The 14,324-nt window shown below is 34.1% G+C and carries 15 protein-coding genes; 11 read left to right on the top strand and 4 right to left on the bottom strand.

Annotated elements, in window-relative coordinates; translation table 11 throughout:
• Positions 1 to 6: 6 nt before the first annotated feature.
• From FNJ88_RS09515 to tssD, 3 genes are all read right to left on the bottom strand, one after another.
• Complete coding sequence (locus FNJ88_RS09515) at positions 7 to 495, bottom strand: DUF4280 domain-containing protein (RefSeq protein WP_143852892.1); 489 nt, start codon at positions 493 to 495, stop codon at positions 7 to 9.
• 37 nt (positions 496 to 532) lie between these two features.
• Positions 533 to 1,564 carry a LysM peptidoglycan-binding domain-containing protein gene (locus FNJ88_RS09510; RefSeq protein ID WP_143852891.1) on the bottom strand — a complete coding sequence of 344 codons (1,032 nt, stop codon included), beginning with the start codon at positions 1,562 to 1,564 and terminating at the stop codon, positions 533 to 535.
• Between the two features lie 223 nt (positions 1,565 to 1,787).
• Entirely contained in the window at positions 1,788 to 2,195 is a 408-nt protein-coding gene (gene tssD / locus FNJ88_RS09505; RefSeq protein ID WP_143851843.1) for a type VI secretion system tube protein TssD, read from the bottom strand.
• A 417-nt stretch (positions 2,196 to 2,612) separates the two neighbouring features.
• Here tssD and FNJ88_RS09500 point away from each other — a divergent pair, with 417 nt between their 5' ends.
• From FNJ88_RS09500 to FNJ88_RS09455, 10 genes are all read left to right on the top strand, one after another.
• Entirely contained in the window at positions 2,613 to 4,583 is a 1,971-nt protein-coding gene (locus FNJ88_RS09500; RefSeq protein WP_143852890.1) for a type VI secretion system Vgr family protein, read from the top strand.
• An 11-nt stretch (positions 4,584 to 4,594) separates the two neighbouring features.
• The gene (locus FNJ88_RS09495; RefSeq protein WP_143852889.1) at positions 4,595 to 5,998 is read left to right on the top strand and encodes a hypothetical protein; all 1,404 of its coding nucleotides are present in this window, start codon (positions 4,595 to 4,597) and stop codon (positions 5,996 to 5,998) included.
• A 6-nt stretch (positions 5,999 to 6,004) separates the two neighbouring features.
• On the top strand, positions 6,005 to 6,601 hold the full coding sequence (locus FNJ88_RS09490; RefSeq protein ID WP_228414511.1) for a hypothetical protein: 597 nt from the start codon (positions 6,005 to 6,007) through the stop codon (positions 6,599 to 6,601).
• Between the two features lie 147 nt (positions 6,602 to 6,748).
• The gene (locus FNJ88_RS09485) at positions 6,749 to 6,928 is read left to right on the top strand and encodes a hypothetical protein (protein WP_143852888.1); all 180 of its coding nucleotides are present in this window, start codon (positions 6,749 to 6,751) and stop codon (positions 6,926 to 6,928) included.
• A 6-nt stretch (positions 6,929 to 6,934) separates the two neighbouring features.
• The gene (locus tag FNJ88_RS09480) at positions 6,935 to 7,540 is read left to right on the top strand and encodes a hypothetical protein (RefSeq protein WP_143852887.1); all 606 of its coding nucleotides are present in this window, start codon (positions 6,935 to 6,937) and stop codon (positions 7,538 to 7,540) included.
• A 315-nt stretch (positions 7,541 to 7,855) separates the two neighbouring features.
• Entirely contained in the window at positions 7,856 to 8,452 is a 597-nt protein-coding gene (locus tag FNJ88_RS09475) for a hypothetical protein (RefSeq protein ID WP_228414510.1), read from the top strand.
• Between the two features lie 54 nt (positions 8,453 to 8,506).
• Positions 8,507 to 9,301 (top strand): phage baseplate assembly protein V, encoded by a 795-nt coding sequence (locus FNJ88_RS09470; RefSeq protein ID WP_185145802.1) that lies wholly within the window; start codon positions 8,507 to 8,509, stop codon positions 9,299 to 9,301.
• 2 nt (positions 9,302 to 9,303) lie between these two features.
• Entirely contained in the window at positions 9,304 to 10,506 is a 1,203-nt protein-coding gene (locus tag FNJ88_RS09465; RefSeq protein WP_143852886.1) for a hypothetical protein, read from the top strand.
• Positions 10,507 to 10,651: 145 nt separating this feature from the next.
• Positions 10,652 to 10,993 (top strand): hypothetical protein, encoded by a 342-nt coding sequence (locus FNJ88_RS09460; protein ID WP_143852885.1) that lies wholly within the window; start codon positions 10,652 to 10,654, stop codon positions 10,991 to 10,993.
• Positions 10,994 to 11,048: 55 nt separating this feature from the next.
• Complete coding sequence (locus FNJ88_RS09455) at positions 11,049 to 11,291, top strand: hypothetical protein (protein WP_185145801.1); 243 nt, start codon at positions 11,049 to 11,051, stop codon at positions 11,289 to 11,291.
• Positions 11,292 to 11,809: 518 nt separating this feature from the next.
• On the opposite strand, the gene FNJ88_RS09450 is transcribed toward FNJ88_RS09455, so the two are convergent.
• A complete protein-coding gene (locus FNJ88_RS09450; protein ID WP_143852883.1) occupies positions 11,810 to 12,715 on the bottom strand; it encodes an IS1595 family transposase in 906 nt (301 codons plus the stop codon).
• A gap of 536 nt (positions 12,716 to 13,251) precedes the next feature.
• Here FNJ88_RS09450 and FNJ88_RS09445 point away from each other — a divergent pair.
• The gene (locus FNJ88_RS09445; protein WP_185145800.1) at positions 13,252 to 14,262 is read left to right on the top strand and encodes an LLM class flavin-dependent oxidoreductase; all 1,011 of its coding nucleotides are present in this window, start codon (positions 13,252 to 13,254) and stop codon (positions 14,260 to 14,262) included.
• Positions 14,263 to 14,324 lie beyond the last annotated feature (62 nt).

The raw sequence follows: 14,324 nt of genomic DNA, 5'->3' as shown, positions 1-14,324 counted from the left end.
TTAATGTTACCAGACTTCTGCTTCATTACCATTAATCTCCTCCTGAAACTCCTCAAAATCCACTAAGGGATTGTACACGTGCTGTTCTTTAGCACTTGCATTTTTCACATTACTCTTCCCCGCCTCACTCTGCTGCCCATGCTTCATCACCGTAATTTTTCCACCGATGGTACACATCAGTTCTGAGGCTTCCGTTAGACAACTTTTGCCCATCACTTTTACTTTCTCATACGGTTTTTGCCATTTCCCAGCTGGTGCAAAAGTGCAGGGATTGCCATTCTTCACGGAGCAACTTCCAAAGGGTGCGGCCGGTGGATTAAAAGTAAGATCATCTTCGGTCACGGCGAGATAATCTGTTTTACCATCCTCATCGTTCCAATAATGTTTTTGGTGACTTGTGACTTTAAAATTCGGAAAGGATGTTCCTTTATCACACATCGCTTTCCCTTTGGGGATCACAAAATATTTACCGTCATGTTCGCTGTCTTGTCCCATATCTTCTGTTTTATATGCTCGTTATTTAACGCCAATATTAATTCTTACGCAATTCTATGTGTTGCTCTTTATAAAGCTCGCCGTCCTGTTGCAAGGTGATTAGGGCTTTCGCATTCTGCAACTCTTTCGTTTCCTTATCTGTCGTATATTTCAAAATAATACCGGCTTCTAAAGCTTCTTCCGGTTCTTCTCCTGATCTTCGACCTCGAAGTAGCTCCGGCAAACTGATCGCCTCTGCAATTTTCCCGGACATTATCGTTTTTAAATGCTGCTCACTCACATGTTCATACGTTGTTTCAAAAAGAAAATCGGCAGGAAACGAATTTTTAACCGGACAAAAAGGTTCCAATTTGGCTTTCCGTTGGTAGAAAAAATCCATTTTGGGAAAGAGGAGCTGATAAAGCAAAGTGGATTGGATCTGTGATAGAAAATACGCTTCATTATCCAAAATACCTGCAAACTTATCCATATACTTTTGAGATACTTCACCTGTAAAAAAGTCTTCGAGTTCAATTCTTTTAGCTGCAAAAGTTTCTGCTAATTTTTTAAATTGAGGAATACCTTTGATTGTACCACCAATAGCAACATCAAATAAAAGTGGGTTAATACTGTCAATGCAGGATATTGATAATTCGCTCATTTTATCATCAGGTGTACGGCCGTCTTTCTTAAAACTAAAGCATTTTACCGATGCGATCAGACCTGAAGAGCTTTCTTCTTCATTTTCTCTAAGAGCAACTTCGACCTCATACTCCAGATTCATGGTTTTTTCGCCCGCATTCAGGAACGACTCTTTGCAGTGATATGAAGCCGCAAAAAAAGCAGGCGCTAAATTCTGAGAAGGTAACGACTGATCAATTTCTTTCCTAATTTGAGCCTCGCTTTTATAATTCTTTGGAATAACTATTTTTTCAATACCCGCAAGACCATTGAACCACAATAGTCCCACTTTCTGACAATTCGAATTGTGAAAGTTCAGCAATTCCTGCGAACTCATCCCTATTTCTTCAGCAATAGAAGTCAGTGTATCGTTAGTTTTTATCTGATATATTAAAAGATCATTCAACATAAATACAGGCTTAAGATCAGGTGTTAATGGTGTTGTAGATTTTTATAAGAATTCACTTCTCTTGACACTCTTATTAGGTTTATTTTAATAAATTACTCCTCTATATATTATCTAAAATTATAGGTCAAAAAACAATATTCTAAATTTTAAACCCAGCGAAGTAACAGATAGCCCCAAATATTTTCATAGATGAGGCATTAATATAAATAATTGATTCGGTTTCTTATTTTCCTGGCCAAATACCTTCATATTCGCCACCACCGTAAGTGATCTTCTCGGCACTGATAACGAAAGAAACCAACATACTGTTGCTGTCCATTGCGTCGAATTCTACTTCGTGCTGAATTACATATCCGTTCTCCCAGTTCAACTTGATCAAAGTTCCTTCTTCATGAGATTTATTGAAGGTTACTTCACCTACCGTTGGTTTGTATTTTCCATTCAATAATGATTCGATGATGTCAGATTTGTCTGTCGCTTCGATCGTTACTTTAATAATTGCATTGCTTGGATCAGATGCTACTCTACCCGAAACATCTGTAGATCTCGCTACACTGTAGTTTAGTTTTAGTACTTTGGAGTCTTCTCCGTTATTGAATTTTAAGACTGCTCTTGAATTGTTTGCTGCCATGATTTCTAAATTTTAAGGTTAACTATTAATTTGTGATTGATTTTAATAATTCAAACCTACAAGTCTTTCAGTTCAATCACAAGCGATTTTTATTTATTTTGGAATTTGTAGTAGTTTTACTACAAGCCCGAAAAGAGCTGATTTCGCTCTTTTATTTGGCGTTAAACTCTTTGGTAATAGGCGCACGCGGATTTTTTGATTTTTAAAATTCCCAAGCAAAATTTTCATTTTACAGCTAAAATCACGAAAAATCCCGAAATTTTGTAGTAGATCTACTACAACTTAGATTGAAGTATTTAAACTAAATTTGTTTTTGTACTTGGTCCCTTTTAAACGAAGCCAACGATCACCTATTTTGAAATCACCTTGAACACTAAGGTTTACAAGGTATAATTTTAATTTTTCAAAACACACGATATGGAAAAGAACGGAAATTCAGAAGCAGTATTTTTCAAACCCCAGAAGTTTACGCCTCAAAATAACGCAGATAGTATTAAAAATAACCATCAGGCTGGTATCAACCGTTTGGTGAAACTTTCTGTCGTCATCAATGGAAAGATCATCAAGCATTACAAACATTTTAAACTCACTCAAAGTGCACGACGGCACCACAGTTTTGAATTGACCCTTGCCCATGATGCTTTAGGAGAAAGACAAACTCATCAGCTGGAAGAAGCCAACCGCTTTCTAGGCAACCGATTGACGGTAAAGATCATGCACAAAGATATCGACGACAGTCCGGAGCGTGTTTTTGTGGGCGTCATTACGGGAGTGAGTTTCAGTCAGGACGGTCACAGTTTAGGAAATATTGTTTTGAAAGGATTCAGTCCGACTATTTTATTGGATGCTGCGCCACACACCCAGAGTTTTGGCGGTGATGGTCCGGTGAATATGGGAATCATTGCAGATCGTGTCATTAAACAGGGAATCAGCAGTGCTTATGATGTAAGAGTGGATGCCAAAGCTTCTTCTCAGATATTATATAGTGCACAATATGAAGAAACGCATTATAATTATCTCGCGAGAATGGCAGAAGCTTACGGCGAACAGTTTTTCTACGATGGTGAGGTCCTGCACTTTGGAAATATGCCACCTCAGAACAAAGCAATTGAATTGACTTTCGGCAGCAATGTTTCCGATATCAATGTCGAATTAAAAGCAGTTCACATTAAACCGACTTTTTATGGCTACAACAGCAGTTCTCATGCAAAACTGACTTCTGGAGAAACACCTATTAAACATAAAAGTGATCTGGCGAAAACGTCGTACACTAATAACGAAGGAATCTTCAAAACAAAATCACTTCAGGTAGCGCCTATCAAAGCGACCACCGATATGGATATCGTGAACTCTCAGACAAGTGAAGCCGGGAGTAAAGCCGTAGAAGTTTTCACCGTCTCGGGTGGCACCACGGTTCCTTTTCTCTATCCAGGCTGTGTCGCAGATCTGAAAATGCGAAAAACAGATTCTAACCAAACGAGTTACTTCACCCGCGTCATGATGACGGAAGTCACGCACGATATCGATACCTTGGGTCATTACACCGGAACTTTTGAAGCCATTGCTTCGGATACGGATTACATGCCGAAACCGGATTTTGTTTTACCCAAAGCTGAACCTCAAATCGCTACCGTCATTTCTAACACAGACCCTTCAGGGCAAGGCCGCGTGACCGTTCGCTTCGACTGGCAAATGCACGATACGACTAATTTTATCAGAATGATGTCTCCCGACGCCGGCGGAACGGATCAGGTTTCTCAAAACCGTGGTTATGTTGCAATCCCGGAAGTCGGTGACCAGGTCATGGTGGGGTTTGTGCACAATCATCCGGATCGGCCGTTTGTGATGGGTGGTATGTTTCATGGGGGAACTGGCTTAGGAGGTGGAGCGGATAATCGAGTAAAATCCATTCAAACAAGAAGCGGACACCGAATCGTTTTTACAGAAGATGAAAGCATTATTATCACCGATAAATCTGGAAATGAGATTCATTTGGACACGACGGGAAGCAATATTAATATTACGGCGCCGGAAACGATGACGCTGAATTGTAAGAATATGAATATTAATGTTGGAGAGAATATGACCACGAATGTGGGTATGAATGCCAGCGAAATGATTGGAATGAATAATAGCCAAACGGTTGGAATGAATGCAACCCAAAGTGTTGGAGCTATGAAAATGACTTCAGTTGTTGGTGATGCAAGTATGTTTATTACAGGGAAACTAACGGAAATGATTGAAGGCGATGTGCATAGTGAAACGAAGAAAGGAAAAACAACTGTAAATTCTGACAAAGGTATAGAAAGTAGTTCCAGTGCGTCCATAAATAGACATGCGCAAGAAGAAGTTCAAAACAACAGCGGTGAAAAGTCTAAAAACTATTAATTTTCTGTAAAATGAGTAGAACAAGAATTGTAAAAGGTAAAATAACGGAAATTATTGGAGGAGATTATAACATTTTTTCCGAAAGTAGTATTATAGATAATGCAGCAGAATTTGTTACAGAAAAAGGTGAGAAGAGCGGAGTAAGCTATGGAAGTCCAACAACTCCGCCACTTGCTCCTCAACCAATACAACTAATTGTCTCCTTTCGCCCTCATAAAAATTGGAAGGGAGAGTTCGGTTTTGATTGGCTAAGAATGAATGATACCAAACTTTTTAACGACAATAAGTTTGAAGAAGTAGTTGCATATCAATATTTAGATGCAAAGTTCACAAAAAAAGTAGATCATTCTGATCCTAATTATGTGAATAAATATGATGGTTTTTTTAAAGCAGATGAAACAATGTTTAATAAATTGAAAAAAGAGTACAAACCATATTCAATTCCTTGGAAAACTCACAAAGATAAAAAAACAGGAAAAGATGTCGCAGAAGAATACTATAGTCCTTGGTTATCCCTCATGAAAGATAAAGAGGTCAAAATCACTTTCTTTGCCGAAATAAATCAGGAGGCAGATTATCTTGAATTTACCAAATCTGATTATTTTACTTTTAAACCCAATAAAATTGATATTAAAGGAAAAAAGAATGTCGCATTAAATGATGTTGATGTTACTATTAAATGCATAAAAGAATTCGCCAAAGACCAAACTGTTGAATTGAAAGCCTTTAAAAATGATAACGGCACAAATACAGAGGCCATTGCTGGAAAACTAAGTGTTTGGGCAAATGACATTACCAAACAAAAAAATGTGGTGTTCGTGAAGGTTAAAACTAAATTATCACCTACTTCTGCTCCAAAAATTCCGAATATAGATAAAGAAAAAGACCGTATCAATCAATATTTAGCACAGGCCTACATCAAATTATCTTCGAAATCAGATATTGTTGAATTAGATTTAACGGCCGAGAAAGATTTTATTAATTTTGTAACTAACAGCCAAATAGATTCTAATAAAAAAAGTAACGGGAAAGGATTGCAGGATTATTTGAAAAGCAAATTGGAGAAAACGTACCCGGGAAAATACACGACAAACTTTAAAGCCTTTTACTTTGAAGAAGATGGTTATCATCCAAGTGGTGGAAATGTTTCAGGATTTTCTGCACCAAAAGCAGATTATGTGGTGGTTTTTAAAAGTAAAAATGACCAGACTGCAAGCCATGAATTTTTACATTCCTTGAATTTACCGCATACATTTACCAATAAAGAAACATCTGCGAACGCCCAATTTACCTACGAATTTAAAAAGACAGATAATTTATTAGATTATTCACATCAATTAGTTAGTGGAAATAATAACAACAGATGTTCTCTATTTTATTGGCAATGGAAACAAGCAAATGCATCAATAAAATAAAAAAACATGAAAAAATTAATATTTTTGGCCGTATCAAATGTATTTTTTATACAATGCCAATCTCAAAAAATCTCAAAAGATATGATCTCAAACTTAGATAATAAATCTGAAAAATTAACAAAAATAATGAAGGATAGTCGAGAAGATATAATTATAAATAAAGAACATATTATTTATACCTCTGCTAATGTTGGGTTTGGAGAAGTAAAATATAACGAAGAAACCTATTTTTCATTTGTTAAAAATTTTTATCCGTCAAAAAGTATTGAAAATAAAGGAATTGCCTTTAATAACGGATCGCCAGTAGGAATTTGGTATTATTTTGACGAATTAGGCAATCTTATCAAAGAAGAAAACACTGATGAGGGCTATGATTTTTCTCCCGAAGATGTCGTGGAATATTGTGAAAAACACAAAATACAATTACCGAAAGGCTATCAAGATTCTGGTTTTCAAACAAAAGTTGATAAACGCGAAGAAAACGGTAAAAAAGTTTGGAAGATATCTCATCAAATTTCTGGAGACGAGATCGAAAAGTTAATTTTAGACGGCAAAACTGGTAAGGAATTGAGTAAAAAAATAGTTCCGTTTATTAATAATTAAGTAAACTTCAAAGCCTTTTATTTTGCAGAAAATGGATATCATCCCAGCGGTGGGTACGTCTCAGGATTTTCTGCAGCAAAGGCGGATTATGAGGTGGTTTTTAGAAGTAAAAATGAGCAGAATGCGAGCCATGAATTTTTGCACTGCATGAATTTGCCGCATACATTCACTAACAAAGATACCTCTGCGAATGCCCACTTTACTTACGAATTTACAAAGACTGATAATTTATTAGATTATTCGCACCGTTTAGGTAGTGGAAATAATAACAACAGATGTTCTCTATATTTCTGGCAATGGAAGCAAGCCAATGCTTCAATTAAATAAAATGTTATGACGAAAATAATAATTATTGCATTGCTGAGTATTTTTTTACAATGCAGTTCACAAAAAAACCAAAATATGATACCAAAAGCTGATAGTAAATTTGAAAGATTTGATATTGCAAAGTTTAAAAAAAATGAAGTAAGAGGATATTTTAAGTATAAAGAAGATGCTAACATTTATATTCAAGATACTCAATCTCCGGGATATCGAGAAACTTTATTTATACAAAATTCGTTTTTTAAATATAATAAATTTTTTAGTGATAATGGAAATATTGAAAAAAAAGGAATTTTATTCATTAACGGTTCTTCTATTGGTATATGGTATTTTTTTGATGAAACAGGCAAACTTATCAAAGAAGAAAACACTGATGAGGACTATCATTTTTCTCCCGAAGATGTTGTGGAATATTGTGAAAAACACAAAATAAAATTACCAATAGGCTATCAGGATTCCGGCTTTCAAACAATAGTAGATAAACGCGAAGAAAACGGTAAAAAAGTTTGGATGATATCTCATCAAATTTCTGCGGACGAGATCGAAAAGTTAATTTTAGACGGCAAAACTGGTAAGGAATTGAGTAAAAAAATAGTTCCGTTTATTAATAATTAAGTAAACTTTAAAGCCTTTTATTTTGCAGAAAATGGGGATCATCCCAACGGTGCCTGCGTTTCAGGATTTTCTGCACCAAAGGCCGATTATATGGTGGTTTTTAAAAGTAAAAACGAGCAGACTGCAAGCCATGAATTTGCCGCATACATTTACTAACAAAGAGACCTCCCCGAATGCCCAACTTACTTACGAATTTACAAAGACCGATAATTAATTAGATTATTCGCACCGTTTAGGTAGCGGAAATAATAACAACAGATGTTCTCGATTTTATTGGTAATGGAAACAATCAAATGCATCAATAAAATAAAAAAGATGAAAAAATTAATATTTTTGGGCGTATCAAATGTGTTTTTTATACAATGCCAATCTCAAAAAATCTCAAAAGATATGATCTCAAACTTAGATAATAAATCTGAAAAATTAACAAAAATAATGAAGGATAGTCGAGAAGATATAATTATAAATAAAGAACATATTATTTATACCTCTGCTAATGTGGGGTTTGGAGAAGTAAAATATAACGAAGAAACCTATTTTTCATTTGTTAAAAATTTTTATCCTTCAAAAAGTATTGAGAATAAAGGAATTGCGTTTAATAACGGTTCGCCAGTAGGAATTTGGTATTATTTTGATGAAACTGGCAAACTCATTAAGGAAGAGAATACAGATGAAGGTTATAATTTTACTCCAGAGAATCTTATTAATTATTGCGAAAAACATAAAATCAATTTGCCCAAAGGTTATCAAGATTCTGGTTATCAAACAAAAGTTTTAAAGCAAGAAATTGATGGTAAAAAAGTTTGGTTCATTTCCCACCAAATTTCTGGTGATCAGATAAAAGAAATTTATCTATATGGTAAGACCGGTGAAAAACTAAGTAGAAAAATCGTTCCTTTTATAAATAATTAACAATTCTATAGTTTCAAAGAATTCTATTTTGCAAAAATAGCTATCATTAAAGTGATGGTTTATTTTGGTTTAACTGCAGCAAATCCACATCCACAATTAGCCACTGTAACCAGCAAAAGAGATCTAGTAGGTTATGGACGAGTGAATGAAAAATTGGACTGGCAACTGCACGACACTACCGATTTCATCAGAATGATGAGTCCTGATGCAGGTGGAACGGACCAGCTTTCTCAAAACCGTGGTTATGTTGCCATTCCCGAAGTTGGTGATCAAGTGATGGTGGGTTTTGTGCACAATCATCCGGATGGCCCGTTTGTAATGGGTGGAATGTTTCATGGTCAGGTTGGTCTTGGAGGTGGGGCGGATAATCGTGTAAAATCCATTCAAACCAGAAGTGGACACCGAATCGTTTTTACGGAAGACGAAAGTATTATTATCACCGATAAATCTGGAAATGAGATTCATTTAGATACGACGGGAAGCAATATTAATATTACAGCGCCGGAGACGATGACTTTCACTTCTAAAAACATGAATTTTATTGTAGCTGAGAATATTAATACTACTGCAGGAATGAATATCAGTACAACTGCTGAAATCAACATTAGTGAAAGTGCTGGAGCAAATCATGCGATAACTGCTGGAGGAACGATGGTGCAAAATGCAATTCTAGATTATTCATTAATGGCTGCAAACATAACAGAAATTGCACAGGGAGAAAGAAAATCACGCGCAAAAAAAGTACATGATCAGTCACAGGAAAAATCTATCATATCTGAAAATAAAAATGAAATTCACACAAAAGGTACGTTTGATAATAACAGTGGCGAAAACTCAAAACACCATTAATCATGGCTGGAGGAAATATAACTAGAATTGTAGGCGGTAAGAATCTTATAGAGACTGAAGAATGGACTGTTTTTACAGATAAATTTACAGCATACGCAGGAAAAGGAAGCCATTTTACAGCTGATAAAGGAACTGTTTTTGGAAATCCTATTGAGCCACCACCAGTGGGAAACTACTTTATCAAGGGTTGGTGGACGGATAAAAAAGATCGGACTATTAAAGAAGCATTAATAGGTCAAAAAGTGAAATTTCACATTCAGATGGACAAAACCAAGGTTCCTAAAAATAGTAAAATAACTGTTAATTTGATGGATTGGGATGGGTTCTTAAACCCTGATGATCCAATTAAATTATATAGCAGCGATAAGAACCCTGCAACAAATAAATATGAAGAAGTAAATGAATTATTTACAGATTCGAACGGAAAAGCAAGCCTTCTTATAACCTTAACAGATGAATTAGTAAAATATACAGTTGATGATGGTGGAAATGAGATAGAATTGTATTTCGATTGTAGATATTTTGATATCAGTGATAAAGAATATGAGACCAAATCTCTTCCAATTGAAGAATCTAATTATTTAATTGTTTACGAAGAAGAAGTTTTAATAACTGTTTTGGTAGAACTTCCACATTCTCACTATTCTTTAGGAAGAGCGGCTAAAAATATTGATTATGGTGAAGCTATCAATGCAATAGGTCTTGCAGGTCATTCTGCAATGGCAATTGGTGAAAGATATTTTGATTATGGTCCTGATTATTCACAAACAATAATTAGTGAAAAAAAATATGATTACGATTTTAATGATGGTGGTGATAAGGATGATTTTGTAGATTTAAAAGCTGTGGACAAAGATGGTAAACCTATTTATTCTATCAGTGAAACATTTTCACCAGGACGCCCATGGTGGGGAGAAATGATTGCTGATAGATTGCGAATTAGTCCGAATGATGTGAAACTCAATCAGGTTTTAGATTTTATTAAACTTGATTGGTATGATGATGATACAAATATTTATGGTGAGATTCATAAAATAGAATTTTATGTAAAAGAAAGTGAAGCAAAAAAAATGTTGAATTGGTGGGAAGAACGATACAAACATTTAAAAATATATAGTGTTTTTCCTTGGACTGGTGAACAATGTACTACAGCAGTAAAAACAGCGATACAAGAAGCTTTTCCTTTTAGAATAGGTAAAATATAAACAAAATATCTGATGAAACTCAAAAACCGTCTGGTTTACTTTTTGAAGTCAAAAAATTTATTTCAAGTTCAAAACAACACTTTAATGAATCTGCAAATGAAGTAATTTTAAAAAATGAAGATAAAGATTATCCTAATCCTTAAATATGAAAAAAATTATAATAATTATGGGAATATTATCACTTTTAGGTTGTAATAAATTTGAAAAAATTTATTCAGATAATGACAATTTCACAAAAATTGAAAATAAATCAGAAATTTCAAGCAAACAAGCTTTTGAAATTTATAAAGATTCTTTTGCTAAAAATTTTACTATTAAAGAAAGTCCGTATGACAAAGAATCATTTTACCAAGTCGTATACATATGTAATGGATTTTATTATATAGGATTTGCAAGTAAAAATGATAAAAGAACTGAAAAAACTACACAATTAATTTTTTTAGCGAAAATAAATTCAGATACTGGAGAAATTTCTGTTGTTAAATAAAATTTTACGTAAGGAGAAGCATATGCAAAAATGTTAAGAAGAACACTATATATATTTGAAAGTTTATAGCGTGTCCCCATGGACAGGAGAACAATGCACTACCGCTGTAAAAACAGCAATTCAAGAAGGATATCCTGTAAAATTTGGCAAAGTAATTAATCAAATTTCTGATGATACACAAATGCCTTCCGGTCTATTATCAGAGTTGAAAAAATTTGTAAGTTCATCAAAACAAAATTTCGGCAAGCCATCAGATGATGAGGTTATAAAAAAAGAGTCAGCAAACTTTAAACCATAAAAGTAATGTTAAAATTATTAATACTTTCTTTATTAATTATTTCATGCAACAAATTAAATAGAAATAATACTAATATGAAATACTACCAAAATTCACAAAAAGTTCAACGAACTGCAAAAATCTTTAAAAATATCGCTTGATGATGCTGAAAAAATATTTATACTTTATCACGAACAAAATAAATTTAAAAGTCTTGAACCTATATTTTATTATTACTCTAACAACTTTTATTATTTTGGATATAAAACAGATCCAACAAAGGATAAACAAGATAAATCTTTCTACTTGTTAGAGTTAAAAATTAACTCTTTTACTGGAGAGACAAAACAAATTGATGAATCTGTTGATGAGAAAGAAGATTATAAATATATTTTGAAAAGGGGAAAATAGGCATCCAGTTAGATACTGAATATATAAAAATAGTGCTCAGCTTATTATATATCTTCAGTAGGCATTTTAGTTTGAAAAAAGAATAAAACGCAGGAGGATAAAAAACTTATATGTATATCCGTTTTTAATCATACTCCTGTAATGCTTGCTAGCACAAGTCTATCGAACAGTTTATCTTCAAAATATCTCCGATTTAACTTATAAACAAACTCATTTAGATAAAGTTGAAGGTTTTTGCGTTTTATTTTGTGGTAATTTCCTAATAAATTCCTTTTCGCATTACTGATAAATATGTGAACCCAACGCAAAGTATCTTTTGTAGTTTCTTTCGAAGATTTTTCTGAAATATGAATTTCTACAAGTTGTGATATATCAACATATGACGTGCTTTGATCTGTAAAAACTATGCTGGATTCTGCCAAAGATTCTTTAATAGTCTCATTAATTCCCTCTGCTGTATGATCTTCTAATACTATTGCTTTAAAATATCTACAAGATTTCGATGTCTCTCCTGTTTCTATATTTTCTAATGGCGTAGATTCCGCCATCACTGCAACATTTTGCTTTCCAACTGCACCTCTTCCACGAATCCCTTTCTCTTGTTCCAGTTCTCTAGATTCAACTGTAAAATACCCTTCATCCATTTCAATCATGCCCTCTAAAGTGTATCTTTCATCTCGTTTTCCCATCGCTTTTCTCAATTTGTGCATCATGGCCCAAACTGGCTCATAGCGCTTCATACCTAATTGCCTTTGCATTTCTTTAGCAGAAAATCCCTTTTTTGTTGCACTCATCAAAAACATCGCTTTATACCAAACTAGAAAGGACAAATTGGAATTCTCCATGATGGTTCCACTTCGTAATGCAGTTCGCTTTCTACAAGATTTACACTCGTAACTTAATCTGCTTTTAATCCAAAAAAAATCAGTTTTTCCGCACTTGCAGGAAACACCAATTTTGTCACGTTCTGCTTTGAAATGAGATATACAATCCTCTTCACTGCTAAACTCTACGCCAAAACTAAAAATATTCATCTCAATTATTTAATTATCAAACAAATATACGGAATTATGGGAAGTTACGGACATACATTAAAACTTATTTTGAATAACACTGTTTGTTTTCTATATCAAAGCGAAGAAGAACAATTTGTTTTACAAACCTATCCTGATAATTACAAATGACTAGGGCATATTACTATATAGGCCTACGTTCATTCTAGTAAAATTGATAGATACTTAATTACTAGAAATAAAAAGCTGAATAAACTAGTTGACTATTGGTACAAAAATGTTTAAAGATCTATGTAATCTTCCCCAAAAACAGGAACGATTAAAAGTATAATTTTTAATTGTTCCAGTTTTTGTGGATTATTACAAATCCTAGTTGTTACCATTCAAATCAACTATTTTAGATTCAAATTAAACTTTCCACTAAAAACTTCTACATTTATTCGTCAATAAGTATAAGTTGCATAAATTTTGGATATCTTTTAAAAGAACTTGCTTCGATTTTATAGCCCTATAGCAATAGCGCAGTAAAAACCAATCGATTTCCTTAACTTATTACAATGAAAAAATTCGAAATTTCTGTACTGGATTTAGCACCAGTCAAACAAAATAAAACCATTCACGATACCTTTAATGACAGTTTAGATTTAGCGAGGGCCGTCGAAAAATTAGATTATATAAGATTTTGGCTGGCCGAGCATCACAATATCACAAGTATTGCAAGTTCCGCAACTTCTGTCTTAATTGGATTTATAGCAAATGGAACTGAGAAAATAAGGGTAGGTTCTGGTGGAATTATGTTGCCAAACCACAGTTCATTAGTCATTGCTGAACAGTTCGGAACCTTAGAAAGTTTATTTCCCAATAGAATAGATTTGGGTGTTGGAAGAGCGCCAGGAACGGATGGCTTAACGGCTAACGCTTTGGGACGAAATCCCCAAAATATTAATCAACATTTTCCGAAACAAATCCAAGAATTACAACAATATTTTTCCGCTGAGAATTCTGATAGTTTGGTGAGAGCCATTCCGGGTGAAGGTTGTGATATTCCGATTTATATTTTGGGATCGAGTACGGATAGTGCCTGGCTTGCTGCAGAGATGGGCTTGCCTTATGCTTTCGCTGGACATTTCGCACCTCAGATGATGGAAACGGCTTTTGAGATTTACCATCAAAATTATCAACCGAGCAAAGAGTTTCCAGAGCCCTTTACGATTGCCTGCGTCAATGGAATCGCAGCTGAAACTGATGAAGAAGCCAGGAAACTTTCAACCACTTTGTTTCAAGCATTTGTTAACCTGATTCGAAATGATAGAAAACCGTACGCTCCTCCAGTTAATGATATGGATGAAATCTGGAATCAGATGGAAAAAATGCATGTTGAAAAAATGTTGAAATATAGTTTTATAGGAAGTAAAGAGACCGTAAAAAAAGAAATTGAGCAGTTTCAAAAAAGATTTCAAGTGAATGAGATGATGATTACGTCGCCTATCTACGATCATCAAGCCCGAATTAAATCGTATGAAATTATTAGAAGTGCGGTTGATGAATTGAATGATCCGCTATTATAATTTGTTTTCAAGAACCTTGTCAGGGTATATCTTTATTTAGTTATTAAAAACAAAACTTCTTA

Origin of the sequence: Chryseobacterium sp. SNU WT5 (genome assembly GCF_007362475.1) — a bacterium.
Taxonomy (GTDB): Bacteria; Bacteroidota; Bacteroidia; order Flavobacteriales; family Weeksellaceae; genus Kaistella.
The sequence above is the reverse complement of the archived record's forward strand: the minus strand, read 5'-3'. Positions and strand labels throughout refer to the sequence as shown.